This is a genomic window from Streptomyces nigrescens (assembly GCF_027626975.1).
Classification (GTDB): domain Bacteria; phylum Actinomycetota; class Actinomycetes; order Streptomycetales; family Streptomycetaceae; genus Streptomyces; species Streptomyces nigrescens.
The window spans coordinates 2,681,293-2,697,326 of sequence record NZ_CP114203.1; the positions used below are offsets into that span (position 1 = coordinate 2,681,293).

The window sequence follows — 16,034 nt, forward strand, 5'->3', positions numbered from 1 at the left end:
AGTGACGTGCACATCACGTTCCCTTCGAGGCATGAACCATTTAGGCTCCGGGCACGTCCTCATCAACAACCGGCAAGCCGGCCGGGAGGACAGACCAACAACCAACGTGAATCAGACCACCAAGCAATACGGCTCATTCGCCGCCACCCGGCAGCACCCGGCCCCCTCGAAGAATTTTTTCGAGGAAAAGGCACGAGCGGGAACGTTTTCGGCCTGGTTGGATGTTGACCCTGGTACGACAGCTCGTCGAGCTAGAGAAGAGGCGACGTGACTACTGTTCTGACACCCGCGAGCCCGCTGACGGCCGCTGACCGCTGCGACCGCTGCGGCGCCCAGGCATACCTGCGCGTCGTCCTGATGTCCGGCGGAGAACTGCTCTTCTGCGCCCACCACGGTCGCAAGTTCGAGCCAGAACTCAAGAAGATCGCCGCGGAAATACAGGACGAGACGGAGCGGCTGACCGCTTCTCCGGCGTCCGCGTCCGAAGAGGAACGCTGACACTTCGCATCCACGACGAGCGAGCAGCGGCCCAGCGCCGTATCGCGGGCGGTCTCCCCGGCACCACCGGGGAGACCGCCCGCACTCGTACGCTCACACACGCCCGACAGCTCCTCGCGCCGCTCAGCCGGCCCCGTGTGCGGACACGGCCGGGAGCAGTGCTGAGGCGCGCGTATAGACCCCCGGACTGCCCGCCTGACCGCAGCCGGTCCCCCACGACACCAGGCCCACCAGCCGCCCGTGCACGACGAGCGGCCCGCCACTGTCGCCCTGACAGGCATCCCGGCCGCCGGCCGGCTCCCCCGCGCACAGCATCGATTGCGCCCTGTATTTGCCGTCGGCACTGCCCGGATAGGCCCGCGCACAGACCGCATCACGCAGCACATTGACGTGCGCCGCACGCAGGCGTGACGCATAGCTGCCCCCGCCTGTGGTGTCGCCCCACCCGTACACGGTGGCCGCATTGCCCGGCCGGTAGGCGCTGTCATGTCGTCCAGCCATCGGGATGGGCCGGTTCGGGAGCGGCTTGTCGAGCGTGAGGACAGCCATGTCTCCGTCGTTCGTCCAACTGTTGTAGCGCGGGTTGACCCAGATCTTCGCAGGCTTGAGCTCCTGCCCGCCGCCGCCGGCAAGGTTGTCGCGTCCGACGACGATCCTCAGGTCCCGCACCTGGCGCCAGGGGACGCCCAGCACCTCCTTGCTCAGGCAGTGCGCCGCCGTCACCACCGTCGAATGCCCGACGAGTACGCCGCCGCAGAACTGTCCCGAGCGCTGGGCCCCGAAACGCTCATGGGAAGCCAGCGCCACCGCCCAAGGACTGTGCGACAGCGGTGCGGGCTTTCCACCGATCACCGACTCGTCCGCGGCCGCCGGCGTCGGCAGCGCGAGGGCCAGCGCAAGGGCTCCGAGGGCAGCGGGGACGAAACGCATTCGGACTCCTGACTCTGAGGCAGTACGCGCATACCCAGAGTGACCCAATCGGCCGCCCCTCGCACCCGGACGGGCGCGAGCCCGGCCCCTCCGACTAGGAGGGACCGGGCTCGTGATGCCGTCCGGACGGGTGGGACTAGTCGAGGTAGTCGCGCAGCACCTGGGAGCGCGACGGGTGACGCAGCTTCGACATCGTCTTCGACTCGATCTGGCGGATCCGCTCACGCGTGACGCCGTAGACCTTGCCGATCTCGTCCAGCGTCTTGGGCTGGCCGTCGGTGAGTCCGAAGCGCATGGACACGACGCCGGCCTCACGCTCGGAGAGGGTGTCCAGCACCGAGTGCAGCTGCTCCTGCAGAAGCGTGAAGCTGACCGCGTCGGCCGGGACGACCGCCTCGGAGTCCTCGATGAGGTCACCGAACTCGCTGTCGCCGTCCTCGCCCAGCGGGGTGTGCAGCGAGATCGGCTCACGGCCGTACTTCTGGACCTCGATGACCTTTTCAGGGGTCATGTCGAGCTCCTTGGCCAGCTCCTCCGGGGTGGGCTCACGGCCCAGGTCCTGGAGCATCTGGCGCTGGACGCGCGCGAGCTTGTTGATGACCTCGACCATGTGGACGGGGATACGGATCGTACGGGCCTGGTCGGCCATGGCGCGGGTGATGGCCTGGCGGATCCACCACGTCGCGTAGGTCGAGAACTTGTAGCCCTTGGTGTAGTCGAACTTCTCGACCGCACGGATCAGACCGAGGTTGCCCTCCTGGATCAGGTCCAGGAAGAGCATGCCGCGGCCCGTGTACCGCTTGGCCAGGGAGACGACCAGACGGAGGTTGGCCTCCAGGAGGTGGTTCTTCGCCCGGCGGCCGTCCTCAGCGATGATCTCGAGCTCGCGCTTGAGCTTCGGGGCGAGCTTGTCGGAGTTCGCCAGCTTGTCCTCGGCGAACAGGCCCGCCTCGATGCGCTTGGCGAGCTCGACCTCCTGCTCGGCGTTGAGGAGCGGGACCTTGCCGATCTGCTTGAGGTAGTCCTTGACCGGGTCGGCGGTGGCGCCGGCCGCGGCGACCTGCTGCGCAGGGGCGTCGTCCTCGTCATCGTCGGACAGGACGAAGCCGGCGTTCTCCGCGCCCTCGGCGGCCTCGGGTGCCTCGCCCTTACCGGGCGCCGGGGTCTCCTCGGTCACGTCGTCGTCGAGCAGCTCGTCGACGTCCTTCTTGGACGTCGTCTTCTTCGCGGTGGCCTTCTTGGCCGTGGTCTTCTTCGCGACCGTCTTCTTGGCGGTCGCCTTCTTCGCCGCAGCCTTCTTCGCAGGCGCGGACTCGGACTCACCGGCCGACGGGTCCGCCACGGGGGCGGGCGCCGCGGCTGCGGTGGTCTTCTTGACCGTGGCGGCCTTCGCCGCGACGGTCTTGGTGGCGGTGCGCTTCGCCGGACTCTTCGCTGCGACGCTCTTGCGGGTGCGCTTGGGCGCCTCTGCGGCACTGACCATCAGCGTCACACCCTCCTCGTCGAGGATTTGGTTGAGGCTGCGCAGAACGTTCTTCCACTGGGTTGGCGGAATCTGGTCAGCCTCGAAGGCCCGACGCACGTCATCGCCGGCGATCTGCCCATCTGCCTTTCCCCGCTCGATGAGCGCCATCACAGACTCGGACTCGGCGATCTCCGGCGGGAGCGTACGGGATGTGCTGGCCGACACGAACAACCTCTCGGAACGATGGAAACGGCTTCCGACCCCGTCCTGTGTGGATCGGAGCCGACGACCGCCGGTGGGGATGGACCGACGGCGCAGGGGCAACCGGGGAGTTGAACAGCGTCACGAACGCCGCTCGTATTCCCTCCTCGGCTATCACCTCTTAAGTCATCGCGCTTCCCTGAAGAGCGTTACGCCCAATCTGCGTGGCCCGAGTCACACCCCATAACGACCCATTCCCAGTCATATGACATGCAACCCTCCCAAGGTCTCTCGCCGGATCCGGTCGACGACCCGGATCCGGCGATCTCGTGCGCCATCGCCGCGTACGGCGTGCCCTGCCCGGAGGGGTGTGCAGGGCACGGGGGACGCGCGGCGCCTACAGTCCGTACGCGGTCGGGTACGGCCTTCAGTGCTCGCGGGGCGCGGGGACGACGTGGTCCACGGGCGTCCCGGAGCCCTGGCCAACGGCCTCGCCGTGGGCGGCGAGGAGCTGCCGCATCGCGGATTCGGCCGCCGTGGCGTCGCCGGATCCGATGGCGTCGACGACCCGCATGTGCTGGCCCACGGACGTCTCGACCGGTCGCTCGCAGCCGCCACCGGGGCCACCGGAGACGTGCAGGGCGGCGGAGACGATGCCCGAGAGGTGCTCGAGCATGCGGTTGCCGGCGAGCTGCAGCAGCAGCGAGTGGAACTCGGCGTCGGCGCGGGAGAAGGTCATGGTGTCGCCCTGGGCCGCGGAGTGGCCCATGATCTCGACCATGTCCGCCAGCCGCTGCTGGATGTCCTCACGGCCGTGGCCGGCGGCGAGCCGGGCGGCGAGGGGCTCGATCGTCCAGCGCAGCTCACACAGCTCACGGCGCTGGTCGTCGCGCTGTGGCCCGTAGGCCCGCCATTCGATGATGTCGGGGTCGAGGAGGTTCCAGTCGCTGACCGGGCGCACTCGGGTGCCCACGTTCGGGCGGGCGCTGACGAGGCCCTTGGCCTCGAGGACTCGCAGCGACTCGCGGACGACGGTGCGGGAGACCTCGAAGCGCTGGCCGATCTCCTCGGGGACGAGCGGGCGGTCGGCGCCGAGATCGCCGGAGACGATCATCTGGCCGAGCTGCTGGACGAGTTGGCCGTGCAGGCCGCGGCCGCGACTGCCGGCCGCGCGACGGCCGACCCGGCCGATGTCTGCTTCGGAGCCGTCCCAGACCTGCGAAACCCGCTCGGCACGGTCCTGGCCGGCTGCGTTGTTGGCGTTCGCGGCGTTGGCCGCATTGGCGTAGGGGTAGCGGTCGAGCTCGCCCGGGCCTGCGAGGCCGGTGTCGCCGGGGCGAGCCGCGGTCATCATGGTGTGCGCAAGGGTACTCACGCATCTTTTGTCGGCGACACCCTGAACACCCTTGAGGTCTTTGGTGAAAAGCACACGAAAGGGTGATCGCCCCCCATCCCCGAATTGACGCTTTATCGGAAAGAAATGCGCTCTCCCAGGCGAGTTGTGGACAGCAGCCACAACAACAGGACGCCAAAACATATGCATTTCCCGATCAGCAGCTGAAGCCACCCGGCACCGCGGAGACATCGCCGCAGACCAGACCGGTCGACGACAACACCGTTGCACCGCACACGGGTTGGCGCGTGAGTCGCATCACGAACAGAGGCACCTTGGTCGATTCCGAACGGACTCTTGACGCGACCCCTGAACGGCAGGACGACCCCAGGAGGGGCGTTATGAGAGGCGCCACAGGCAATCCCATTACGGGGGAACGGAATACGCCGATACCCCGCACTCGCGGTGGGGCCCAGCCGGTCGGCAGCGTGCCCAACTGACGCCACGAAAAGGCCACTCGATGGCACCGGCGACGCAGACCACCCAAGGGGGACGTCGGGGCCGAGGGCGGGTGAGCAGGAAGCAGGGGCGAGCGGGGCGACGCGTCAGGGTCGTCGGACGCAGTTCGCACGGGCCGGGCGCCAGAGAGGTGGCGCCCCGGTCGAGCGGCGTTGGACGACCGGGCGCGCGGCCGGCAGCCGGCCGCAAGCCATGGGGATCGCCGGGCGGCTCGGCAGTGCGAGGCATCGCACCCCTCGTGGGGCGTGAGGCCGGTCGGGAGCTGTGGGGGACACGAGAGGACTCACCCGGCCAAGGTACCGCAATATGTCCTATTGTCTCGCAATTGTTCCAATTTGACGGTTCGTCGTGTCACCGCGGGTGAACTTCGGCCCCACAGTGCCTGGAGCCGCACCCCGGCCTCAGACCTCAGGGCGCAGCATCGGCGGGTTGAGCAGCGTCGCCCCACCGGCTCTGAACAGTTGTGCGGGGCGGCCACCCTGACGCGTCGTCGTGCCGCCGGTGGGAACCAGAAACCCGGGGGTACCGGTCACCTTGCGGTGGAAGTTGCGGGGGTCGAGGGCGACGCCCCAGACCGCCTCGTACACCCGGCGCAGCTCGCCGACGGTGAACTCGGGCGGGCAGAAGGCCGTGGCCAGCGAGGAGTATTCAATCTTCGAGCGGGCGCGCTCCACGCCGTCGCCGAGGATCCGGGCGTGGTCGAAGGCGAGCGGGGCCGCCAGCTCGCCCTCCCGGGTGTGGATGTCGTCCTGCTCCAGGAGGGTCTCGACCGGTGCCCAGCGTGCGCTGTGTGCGTCGCCGCCGGCCTTGGGAGCGGGCAGGTCGGGGGCGAGGACCAGGTGCGCGACGCTGACCACCCGCATCCGGGGGTCCCGCTTGGGGTCGCCGTACGTGGCGAGCTGCTCGAGGTGTGCGCCGTAGACGGGCGACGAGCCCGCCGGGGACTGGGGGTGCAGGCCGGTCTCCTCGGCAAGCTCCCGGGCGGCCGCGCCCTCGAGATCCTCATCGGCCCGGACGAATCCACCGGGCAGGGCCCAACGGCCCTGGAACGGCGGCTCACCGCGGCGCACGGCCAGCGCGCACAGGGCGTGGCGGCGCACGGTGAGCACGACCAGGTCGACGGTGACAGCGAAGGGCGGGAAGGCCGACGGGTCGTAGGGAGGCATGGGCGTGATCATAGTCGTCCGCCTGACGATAAACAGGCCCGAAGCACCTCACGAGCCCAGCTGCAGACCGTCCGCCGCCGTCTCCACCACCCCCATACCGAGTCTGCTGATCCGTACGGCGAACGGCTGCTCCGCGACGCTCAGGCCAGTCAGCTGCAGTGCGCCGAGCGGGGCCGTGGCGGGCGGGCGCACGGACACTGTCCTGGCGGGAACATCGGGGCGCAGGCCGGCGAGCGCGACCAGTATGTGCACCGCGCCGGCCGCCGCCACGGCTGCGGGGCGGCAGGCCGCCGGATGCGGCACGGGGGCACCGCCGGCGGTGCGCTGCTCCCCCGCGTACATCTCGGGGAGGCGGTACCCGAAGCTCTCCGCGGCGTCGAGAACCCTTCTGGTCAGGGCGCCGGCTGTCCGCTCATGGCCGGCCGCGGCCAGCCCGACGGCGGCGATCGCCGTTTCGTGGACACGGACCGCGCCGCTGCGGTGCCCGAACGGGTTGTAGCCGCTCTCCTTGGCGCCCAGTCCGCGCAGGCCCCATCCGGAGTCCATGGCCGGGCTGCCCAGCAGTCCGGCCAGTTGGTCGGTCTGTGCCGTATCCAGCAGGCCGGGGGCCAGAGCGCCGCCGCCGAGCAGGCCGGTGTCGAGCAGCGAGACGGTCGTGGAAGCGAGGTGTGGAACAGGTCGCCCGTCCGCGGTGAGCAGGGCGGCGGGGCGGCCGCCTGCGCAGTCCTCCAGCCAGAAGTCCCTGCGGAACCGGGTGCGCAGGTCGTCGGCCCAGTCCCGTAGCGCCGCCGCGTCGGAGGATCCGCAGGCATCGAGGAGATCGGCGCCCAGGAGGGCGGCACGGTGGGCATGGGCCTGGGTCTCGCAGCGGTACGGGCCGCCAGGAGCCGGGTCGGGGACGTAGCCTCCGGAGCCGCCGCCCGGTGGGTCGGTGACGATCCTCAGCCATCGCAGACAGCGCTCCGCGGCGGGGAGCAGCCTCTCCGTCTCTCGTTCGGGCAGACCCCAGCGACGGGCCTCCGCGAGAACGGCGGGGAACAGAAGGGTGGCCTCGATGCCGGTGCAGCTGGGTGGGGCGTGTGGTCCGGCATCCCTGAGCGGCCCGGGGATTCGGCCGAAATCCGCCCCTGGTGCGGCTTGTTGACCACGGGCGAGCGCGCGCAGCGTGCCCGCGGCGAGCCGGGTGCCCAGGGGAAGCAGCATCCGGGCCGCCCACAGCGCCTCGACCGGTGCGAGGCCGCAGCGCCAGGGGAATCCGCCGGCGACATACAGGTCCGCGGTGGCCGCCGGGTCGCGCATCACCAGGCCGTGGAGATCGTCGAGGCTGCCCGCCATGAGTGCGTCGGCCCGAGGGTCGTCGCACTCCACCCGGGCCGCCGTCCACGGACGCGGCGGCCGGTCGCTGCGCGCCCGCGGGGCGACCGGCCCGGTGCGCGGACCGGGGATGCGGGCGGTACCGGGGCGCCGGTGGTGCCCTGTAGTCCCGCCCGGTCCGCCCTTGTCGTGTTCCAGTCCGGCGCGCAGTTCGATGGTCCGGCGGGCACCCGGCGGCAGATCCAGCTCCCAGCGCAGCAGGCCCGCCGATGCCAGCACATCCGCGGGACCGGGCGTCGCGGACACCACCGCGTGCACACCGGGTGTGGACCAGCGGAGTCCGGAGCCGTGTACGGCGGCCCGCAGGCCGGGGCCCGGGAGGCCGACGGCGACGGCACCGAGCTCCGCGAGATCCGTGCCCAGCCGGATCTCGACCGGAAGCCGGACGGGCCGGGTGGCACTGCTGCGGAAGGTGATCTGCTCGGTGCCGTCGGCGGACCGCACCCTCTCCACGTGGATCTCCGGATCCGGCCCGCGCTCGCCGATCCTGCGGATCGTCCCGATGAACCGGGCACGGTCCGCTCCGGCCAACCGGCCCTGGACGACGAGCGGTTCCTCGCCCGCGACCAGCAGTTCGCAGCGGGACAGGACCCGCCGGCCATCGCGGTAGAAGCCGTCCATGCCCTGGCCGGTCAGCTGCCCCGACACCGGGGAGACGGCGAGGGACGGGAGGGCCACACAGATGAGTGAGGAGTGGACGGGTTGCGGTTGTGGGGCCCGGGGCGGTGCCGTGCGCCGCGCTCCGGGCAGCCGGTGCGCCGGCTGAGCAGTGGGGACGATGCCTGGCACGCGCTGTGCTCCCTGGTGAGGTCGGGACTCCCTACGGATTACGCCACTCGGGTGAACGCTCCGACCGGCGCCCAGGTCACGCCGGCCGCGCAGAAGCGGCCCGGTCACCGTCGGCTCCGGTCGCCGTCCCGGCCGGCCCTGCGCCTGCTGCGCCCGTCGGTCGTACGGGAGCCCGGGCCCGTGGTGCCGCGCGGTCCCCGGGGACGGCCGGCGGGGCCGGGGCGGGCCGGCCCGGGGCGTTTCGTGGGCCGCGGCGTCTCCTCGGCGGCCGGAGCGGCGGAAGGCGTGGGCGCCTCGGTGGCGGCCACCGCCTCTCGGTGCTGCTCGCGCAGGCAGCGGCGCAGCGGCTCCGGATCGAGGCCTTCGTTGATGGCGCGGTGCAGCAGCTGGGCGAAGGTGTAGTCGGGGTCGATGGCCAAGGCGCAGCTGAGGGCGACGCGCGCCGAGGGCCCGTCCTCGGTGGACCAGCACACCCAGCCGGCGAGGGTGAGTGGTGCCACCGCGTGTTCGGCATAGCCGCCGGCGCAGCGACGGGCGAGGGCACGCCAGAGCCGGAGGGCCGGCGCGGCGGCGGAGCCGTCCATCCACTCCGCCGCCCGGTCACGGGTGACCCGGTCCTGGAGGCCGAGAATCAGGTCGGCGGCCTCGGCGTCGGTGATCAGCGCGTCGTCGCAGGCGTCCCTGGCCCGGTTACTGCCCGAGGGGGTGTCCTGACGGAACCGGTGGATCATGGCGCCGGCCAGCTCGACGGTGTCCCGGCGGACGGCCGCCGCACCGTCCCGCCGGAGCATGCGCGGCACCAGCGCGCCGGCTGCCGTGTCCAGCACCTTTTCCTGTTCGGCGGCCCTCGGGCCGGTGCGGGGCCTCAGCCTCGCCTCCATCTCCTTGAGGGAGCCGCGCACCTGCATTCCCGCGTATGCGGCGGCCGCGGCCATGACGGATGTGCCGGGCATGACCAGGGGTGTGCCCTCGGCGGGGCAGCAGCGGAAGTCGGGGCAGCAGTAGGACCAGAAGCGGCCGTTGGAGAGGCAGAGGGCTTCCAGGACCGGTACGTCGAGCGCACCGCAGGCGGTACGCAGCCGCTGGGCGAGCGGGCGGAGCCGGTCCTTGACGTCCTTGCCGCTCTCGCCCGCCCCGGGCTCCTGACAGAGGTAGACGATGATCGCCGCGGGCCGTTCGTCACGCTCCTGACCTGCCGAGATCAGACAGTCGGCGAGCTGGTCGGCAACGTCCGGCCAGTGTGCGCGGTCGGTGGGGATGCCGAGCCTGACCCGGCCGCCGAAGCGTCCGCGCTCGCCGTGCAGCGCGACCAGAACCACGCTGTCGTCCGGATAGAAGCCCAAAAGATACGGCAGGGCGTCGGCGAGCTCGGCCGGACTGCGCAGGGTGACCTGGGCATCGGCGGACGGTCCGGTGGCCGCATCGGTGGGGGCGGTGGAGTGGGAGGGGTCGGACGGGGTCGGGGAGCCGGCGATGTAGGCGGGGTGGGAGAGGGCGGAAGGGTTGGTGGCGTCCGCGGGGCCGGGCGGGCCGGCCGGTTCTGCGGTGCTGTTGGGGTCAGTGGCACCAGTAGGTGCGATGCGCGGGGAGGGCCTGGCGGCGCTCGGCGGGTTGGCCGGGGGCGACGGCTTGGGCGGGCGGGGAGAGTTCGAGGGGTTCGGGGTGGACGAGTCGGAGGAGGTGGCGGCGGGCTTGCTGTCGTCGCTGCGCTTGCTCGGTTCGCTGTGCGGATTCATGGCTCGAAGATCCCGCGGCCGGCCGCTGCGCCGCGACCCCTGTGGATAACTCGCGGGCGACGAGGTTATCCACAGGTTCGGGCGGGGGTTCGCGCGATGTCAGTGGCATCGGGTTGCATGGGGGCATGAGCAACGAAGATCTGCGTGCCGCAGCCGATGCCGTCCTGACCCGCCTCGTCGGGGATCCCGGCGGCGAGGTCAGCCTGCGTGAGGATCAGTGGCGCGCGATCGAGGCCCTGGTCGCCGACCACCGCCGTGCCCTGGTCGTGCAGCGCACGGGCTGGGGCAAGTCCGCGGTCTATTTCGTCGCGACGGCGCTGCTGCGCGAGCGCGGCAGCGGACCGACCGTGATCGTCTCCCCGCTGCTCGCCCTGATGCGTAATCAGGTCGAGGCGGCCGCGCGGGCCGGGATCCGCGCGCGCACGATCAACTCCGCCAACACCGAGGAGTGGGACACCGTCCAGGCCGAGGTGGCGGCCGGTGACGTGGATGTCCTGCTGGTGAGTCCCGAGCGGCTCAACAACCCCGATTTCCGCGATCAGGTGCTGCCCAAGCTCGCCGCTGCGACGGGTCTGCTGGTGGTCGACGAGGCACATTGCATCTCCGACTGGGGCCATGATTTCCGGCCGGACTACCGACGGCTGCGCACGATGCTCGCCGATCTCCCGCCCGGTGTGCCGGTGCTCGCCACCACCGCGACGGCCAACGCGCGGGTGACCGCCGATGTCGCCGAACAGCTCGGGACGGGCGAGGGCTCCACCGAGGCGCTGGTCCTGCGCGGGCCGCTGGACCGGGAGAGCCTGAGCCTGGGTGTGCTTCCGCTGCCGGATGCCGCGCACCGGCTCGCCTGGCTCGCGGACCATCTGCACGAGCTGCCGGGCTCGGGGATCATCTACACACTCACCGTCGCCGCCGCCGAGGAGGTCACGGCGTTCCTCCGGCATCGGGGTCACACGGTCTCCTCGTACACCGGCAAGACGGAGAACGCGGACCGCCAGCAGGCCGAGGAGGATCTGCTCGCCAACCGGGTCAAGGCGCTGGTGGCGACCTCGGCGCTGGGCATGGGCTTCGACAAGCCCGACCTGGGGTTCGTGGTGCATCTGGGCTCGCCGTCGTCGCCCATCGCGTACTACCAGCAGGTGGGCCGGGCCGGCCGTGGCGTCAAGCACGCCGAGGTGCTGCTGCTGCCCGGGCGGGAGGACGAGGCGATCTGGAAGTACTTCGCTTCGCTGGCGTTCCCGCCCGAGGAGCAGGTGCGGCGGACCCTGGACGTCCTGGCGGCCGCCGGCCGGCCGGTGTCGCTGCCGGCCCTGGAGCCCCAGGTCGAACTGCGCCGCTCGCGCCTGGAGATCATGCTCAAGGTCCTCGATGTGGATGGCGCCGTGCAGCGCGTCAAGGGGGGCTGGACGTCCACCGGCCGGCCATGGGCGTACGACGCCGAGCGCTATGCGTGGGTGTCACGCCAGCGCGAGGCCGAACAGCAGGCGATGCGCGAGTACGCCACCACGACGGGCTGCCGGATGGAGTTCCTGCGGCGGCAGTTGGACGACGAAGCGGCTGTGGCGTGCGGCCGCTGCGACAACTGTGCCGGGGCACGGTTCACCACCGAGGTGTCCGCCGCCTCGCTGGACGCGGCGCGCGGTGAGCTGGGGCGGCCGGGCGTGGAGGTCGAGCCGCGGCGGATGTGGCCGACGGGGCTGCCGGCCGTCGGTGTCGATCTCAAGGGTCGGATCCCGGCGGGCGAGCTGGCCGCGACCGGCCGCGCCCTGGGGCGGCTCTCCGACATCGGGTGGGGCAACCGGCTGCGTCCGATGCTCGCCCCGCAGGCTCCGGACGGCCCGGTCCCCGACGATGTGGCGAACGCGGTGGTCACAGTTCTCGCCGACTGGGCCAAGGGGCCCGGTGGTTGGGCCTCGGGGGCGGCAGAGGCACCGGCCCGCCCGGTGGGCGTCGTCGCGCTCTCGTCGAGCAGCCGTCCGCAGCTGATCCGGTCGCTGGCCGAGCGGATCGCCGCGGTCGGCCGGATGCCGTTCCTGGGCACGGTGTCCTCGTCCGACGACGGTGCCGACGGCAGGATTCCGCGCAGCAACAGCGCCCAGCGGCTGCGGGCCCTGCACGGTTCGCTGGGCGTGCCGCCCGAGCTGGCGCAGGCTCTGACCGCGGCAGGTGGCCCGGTGCTGTTGGTGGACGACTACGCCGACACCGGCTGGACCCTGGCGGTGGCCGCCCGGCTGCTGCGCCGGGCGGGAGCAGAGGGGGTGTTTCCGCTGGTCCTCGCCGTACAGGGCTGAGCGCGGTACGCCCCGCGGCGGCGAGCGGGGATATTTGGGATAGTTGCGGCGATTCCGGTCATGGGCGGGAATTGCTCGTTGCCGCATGGGTGTGCGACCGCGAGAATTGGAGTTGCTTCCCCTTACCGGCCGTCCGTGGTCAGGCAGGGCCATGTCGTGGTGCGTACCCGCGCCCCGCCCCCGCCTGATATGCGGACGCGTAGACGAAGGGAGGAACGTGACCTTCGGCTTCGCCTCGCCCCCGCATATGTCCCCGCCCGCGTCCGCCGATTCCGCCCGACTGGGACGGATGCTGGAGCCCGCAGAATGGGCCTCGGCCGGCATCCCGTTGCTGCGCAACCCCCGTGAGGTCGTCGCCGGCCTGCACGATCGTCATCGCCCGAAACCATCGACGGCCATCGTCGCGGTGCTCGATCCTCAGGAGCGGGTGACGGCCAGCGCTTCGTTCACCGAGCTCGCGGCCGCTCCCGACGGCTGGGAGTTCCGCAATGTGCTGCTGGCGCATCTGCGCCGGGTCATCCCGCACGACCTGCGGCTGCGTGCCCCGGTGCGCACCGCCGTACTGCTCTACTGCCGTGAGGGCGAGTCCCGTTGGACGGAGACGGACGGGGCGTGGATGTGGGGGCTGCGTGACGCCTGCACCCTGCACGGGCTGCGCTGCGGGGCGTACATCACGCTGACCCCGGACCGCTGGCAGGTACTGGGAGAGGGCCGGGGCGGGCGCCGCCCCAGGCCTTCCGCGACGGACGAGCCGCTCGGACAACCGGGCCCCTCGGGGGTGCGGCGCACGGAGATGCGGCGCACGACGGCAGCACGTCCGGAGACACCGCGCGCGGCCATGAACATTCCGGTGCAGAGCCGGTCGGTGCCGCGGCGCACCGGCGGCGGCGCCCCGGAAGCCCATCGGCACACGGCAGCGCGCTGAGCGGACCGAGCGGGTGGGCTTGCCCGTTCCCGCATGCGGCGGGAGAGCAGGCCGCCTGCCCGGCACCGCCGTACCGTCCGGTGTCCGGGCCTCGCCCGTGGGGAGCGCAGCGAGCCCGACGGCCTCCAGGGCCGACGGGCTGTTGCGAACCGGCAGCGGTCAGGCGTTGGCGCCGAGCACGGCGTTGATCCGCTGCGGGTCACCGCAGACGACCAGCAACGTTCCGGCACGGGCCATCGCCGCGGGCAGCGCCTTGGCGGTGACCTCGTCCGAACCACCGTTGACGGCGACGACCACGACGGGCCGGCCGGTGGCGCGCTCGGCCGCGGCGTCCGCGTAGAACACATCGTCCGCGGCGTTGTGTTGGGCCCAGTAGGACGCCTCACCGAAGGACAGTTCATGCGCGGCCCACGGATGGGTTTCGCCGGTGGTCAGCACCAGGATTTCGCCCGGCGCACGCCCGGAGTCCAGCAGCAGGTCGACGGCCTCGTCGGCGGCGTCGACGGCGCCGTCGGCGGGGGCCGGGATCAGCTGGAGCTGCGCTCCCGCAGCGGTGCCGGGCTCACCGGCAGGCGGCTGCGGGGAGTTGGTGCGCTGCGCCGGCGGAGCGGCGACAGGCCCACGCGGCGGGGCAGCAGGTCCGGGCTTGCCCGGACGGACACTGGACGCGGGAGCGCCGCGCGGAGGCGCGGGGCGGGGACCGGGACCAGGAACGGGACGGGGGGTCGGCGCGGTACGGCCGGCGGCCGGAGTTGCGCGGGGACCCGGGACACTCTCGTGAATCTGAGGCTCCTCGGGGATGAGAGGCATAAAGGGATGTCTATCAAACGTAAGTGCGGAACATGTCATCGGGTACCGAATTCATGTCCACACCGCTCAGAAGTCGAAGCCGAGTTGGCCACCGGCTTCCAGAGCGGCTGCTTCGGGGGTGATGCGCACCTTCTTCAGATGCCGCCACCGGGGCAGGGCGTCCATGTAGGACCACGACACTCGGTGGTGCGGCGTAGGACCGTACTCCTCCAGGGCGATGCGATGGGTCGGCGAGGGGTAACCGGCGTTGGCCGCAAAGTCGAAGTCGGCGTATGCCAGGCCCAGTTCGGTCATCATCGCGTCGCGTCGCACCTTGGCGATCACGGACGCGGCGGCAACCGCGATACAGGACTGGTCGCCCTTGATGACCGTGCGGACCCGCCATGGCGCGCCCAGGTAGTCGTGCTTGCCGTCGAGGATGATCGCGTCCGGCCGGACCGGCAGCGCCTCCAGGGCGCGTACGGCCGCGAGCCGCAGGGCAGCGGTCATGCCCAGCTCGTCGATCTCCTCCGGTGAGGAGTGCCCCAGGGCATACGACGTGACCCACTCGCCGAGCACCTCGCACAGTTCGGTGCGGCGCTTGGGGGTCAGCAGCTTGGAATCGGTGAGTCCGTCGGGCGGCCGGCGCAGACCGGTGATGGCTGCGCAGACGCTGACCGGACCGGCCCACGCTCCGCGTCCGACCTCGTCGATACCTACAACGATCTTGGCGCCCGTCGTGGCGCGCAATGATCGCTCGACGGAATGTGTGGGGGGCTCGTACGGCATGGCGCCAGCCAGGTTACGCCTATTCGGCCCAGCCGTCCGCATCGGATCCGGACCTGGCGGCAAACGGCGGCGGCGACCGTGTGAGCGGGACCGGACGGTGCCGCTACCGGCGGGTATCCCGAAGCGGGCGCGGGTGGGCCAGGGCCGGTACCGGACGCCGCCGTTCCGTTGACTCACGCACCCCCGCACGGAGCCGAACTCACCGGTCGGCGCCGCCTGTTGGAGGGCATCGGAGCGCACGGAAGCGGGCGCGGACGATCGGCTCGCGACAGGTGAGGAGAGCAAAGGGTCGAGCGGTACGGCGGTGATCAGTCGGCGAGGGCCGGGGACCACGACGGGAGGGGCTCGGTGCCGTCCAGCCACGCCTCGGGCGGGGCACCGGCGTGTCCGGCGGCGGCGACGATGCCACCGACGATGGCGCAGGTGGTGTCGACGTCACCGCCCGCCTGCACCGTGGTCCAGAACGCCTGCTCGTAGTTGCCGAGATGCTGCGCGGCGGCCCACAGGGCGAAGGGCACGGTGTCGTGGGCGCTGGTGCGTCGTCCGCAGCCCAGGACAGCGGCGACGGTGCCGGAGTCGGCGTAGTCGAGCATGTCGCGAGCGCGGCGCAGCCCGGCCTGTACGGCGCTGCGCGGGATCAGCTCCAGCACCCCGTCGAGCAGCTTCTCGGGGCCGGTGTCGCGGGTCGGGTCGGCCACCAGGGCGGCCGCGGCGGCGACGGCCATGGCGCCGACGACGGCCTCGCGGTGCTGGTGGGTGGTGTAGGCGGAGATCTCTGCCTGGTGGGTGGCCTGCTCGGGGTCGTCGGCGTACCAGGCGCCGAGGGGAGCGATACGCATCGCGGCTCCGTTGCCCCACGAGCCCTGGCCGTTGAAGAGCCCGGACGCCAGCTCACGCCAGTCGCCGCCCTCGCGGATCAGCCGCAGCATGCGGTTGACGGCCGGCCCGTAGCCACGGTCGAAGTCGTGGTGGTCGGCGAAGGAGCGGGCCAGGGCGTCCTGGTCGATCCGTCCGTGGGTGGTGAGGACGGTCAGGACGGAGCAGGCCATCTCGGTGTCGTCGGTCCACTGCCAGGGGGCGGGAGGCAGCTCACGGCGCTTGAGGGAGGGGTAGTTCGCGGGGACGAAGAACTGAGATCCGAGGGCATCACCCACGGACAGTCCGCGCAGGCTCGCCAGAGCCCGCTCACAGCGGTCTGCGTCACGGTGGTCGAGGGTCATCGGTGTGCA

12 protein-coding genes are annotated in these 16,034 nt (G+C 71.6%); 3 read left to right on the plus strand and 9 right to left on the minus strand.

Going from position 1 to position 16,034, the window contains the following annotated elements:
- The first annotated feature begins 267 nt into the window (after positions 1-267).
- On the plus strand, positions 268-498 hold the full coding sequence (locus tag STRNI_RS12155; protein ID WP_006602664.1) for a DUF7455 domain-containing protein: 231 nt from the start codon (positions 268-270) through the stop codon (positions 496-498).
- 123 nt (positions 499-621) lie between these two features.
- Here the strand turns inward: STRNI_RS12155 and STRNI_RS12160 are convergent, their stop codons facing one another.
- The 6 genes from STRNI_RS12160 to STRNI_RS12185 form a co-directional block, all read right to left on the minus strand.
- Positions 622-1,428: a serine protease gene (locus STRNI_RS12160; protein WP_159485803.1), complete on the minus strand. Its 807-nt coding sequence runs from the start codon at positions 1,426-1,428 to the stop codon at positions 622-624.
- 136 nt (positions 1,429-1,564) lie between these two features.
- Complete coding sequence (locus STRNI_RS12165) at positions 1,565-3,118, minus strand: RNA polymerase sigma factor (RefSeq protein WP_266446002.1); 1,554 nt, start codon at positions 3,116-3,118, stop codon at positions 1,565-1,567.
- Between the two features lie 403 nt (positions 3,119-3,521).
- The gene (locus STRNI_RS12170; RefSeq protein WP_037743267.1) at positions 3,522-4,523 is read right to left on the minus strand and encodes a FadR/GntR family transcriptional regulator; all 1,002 of its coding nucleotides are present in this window, start codon (positions 4,521-4,523) and stop codon (positions 3,522-3,524) included.
- Positions 4,524-5,347: 824 nt separating this feature from the next.
- Positions 5,348-6,112 (minus strand): NUDIX hydrolase, encoded by a 765-nt coding sequence (locus STRNI_RS12175; protein ID WP_026170217.1) that lies wholly within the window; start codon positions 6,110-6,112, stop codon positions 5,348-5,350.
- A 48-nt stretch (positions 6,113-6,160) separates the two neighbouring features.
- Positions 6,161-8,164 (minus strand): glycogen debranching N-terminal domain-containing protein, encoded by a 2,004-nt coding sequence (locus STRNI_RS12180; protein WP_277411263.1) that lies wholly within the window; start codon positions 8,162-8,164, stop codon positions 6,161-6,163.
- 215 nt (positions 8,165-8,379) lie between these two features.
- Positions 8,380-10,011: a DUF4192 domain-containing protein gene (locus STRNI_RS12185; RefSeq protein WP_277411264.1), complete on the minus strand. Its 1,632-nt coding sequence runs from the start codon at positions 10,009-10,011 to the stop codon at positions 8,380-8,382.
- A 125-nt stretch (positions 10,012-10,136) separates the two neighbouring features.
- Between STRNI_RS12185 and STRNI_RS12190 the strand changes: the two genes are divergently transcribed.
- Both STRNI_RS12190 and STRNI_RS12195 read left to right on the plus strand, forming a co-directional pair.
- Entirely contained in the window at positions 10,137-12,302 is a 2,166-nt protein-coding gene (locus STRNI_RS12190; protein ID WP_159485809.1) for a RecQ family ATP-dependent DNA helicase, read from the plus strand.
- A gap of 217 nt (positions 12,303-12,519) precedes the next feature.
- Complete coding sequence (locus STRNI_RS12195; RefSeq protein ID WP_277411265.1) at positions 12,520-13,227, plus strand: hypothetical protein; 708 nt, start codon at positions 12,520-12,522, stop codon at positions 13,225-13,227.
- Between the two features lie 159 nt (positions 13,228-13,386).
- Here the strand turns inward: STRNI_RS12195 and STRNI_RS12200 are convergent, their stop codons facing one another.
- From STRNI_RS12200 to STRNI_RS12210, 3 genes are all read right to left on the minus strand, one after another.
- Positions 13,387-14,037 carry a hypothetical protein gene (locus STRNI_RS12200; RefSeq protein ID WP_093641352.1) on the minus strand — a complete coding sequence of 217 codons (651 nt, stop codon included), beginning with the start codon at positions 14,035-14,037 and terminating at the stop codon, positions 13,387-13,389.
- A 66-nt stretch (positions 14,038-14,103) separates the two neighbouring features.
- A complete protein-coding gene (locus STRNI_RS12205) occupies positions 14,104-14,805 on the minus strand; it encodes a ribonuclease HII (protein ID WP_026170219.1) in 702 nt (233 codons plus the stop codon).
- Positions 14,806-15,113: 308 nt separating this feature from the next.
- Positions 15,114-16,025, minus strand: a complete 912-nt coding sequence (locus STRNI_RS12210) for an ADP-ribosylglycohydrolase family protein (RefSeq protein WP_159485813.1) — start codon at positions 16,023-16,025, stop codon at positions 15,114-15,116.
- Positions 16,026-16,034 lie beyond the last annotated feature (9 nt).

Bases quoted from the DNA above. Each gene is read 5' to 3' on its own strand.
- STRNI_RS12160 (WP_159485803.1), bottom strand. From the start codon at position 1,428: ATGCGTTTCGTCCCCGCTGCCCTCGGAGCCCTTGCGCTGGCCCTCGCG.
- STRNI_RS12175 (WP_026170217.1), bottom strand. From the start codon at position 6,112: ATGCCTCCCTACGACCCGTCGGCCTTCCCGCCCTTCGCTGTCACCGTC.
- STRNI_RS12185 (WP_277411264.1), bottom strand. From the start codon at position 10,011: ATGAATCCGCACAGCGAACCGAGCAAGCGCAGCGACGACAGCAAGCCC.
- STRNI_RS12190 (WP_159485809.1), top strand. From the start codon at position 10,137: ATGAGCAACGAAGATCTGCGTGCCGCAGCCGATGCCGTCCTGACCCGC.
- STRNI_RS12200 (WP_093641352.1), bottom strand. From the start codon at position 14,037: ATGCCTCTCATCCCCGAGGAGCCTCAGATTCACGAGAGTGTCCCGGGT.
- STRNI_RS12205 (WP_026170219.1), bottom strand. From the start codon at position 14,805: ATGCCGTACGAGCCCCCCACACATTCCGTCGAGCGATCATTGCGCGCC.
- STRNI_RS12210 (WP_159485813.1), bottom strand. From the start codon at position 16,025: ATGACCCTCGACCACCGTGACGCAGACCGCTGTGAGCGGGCTCTGGCG.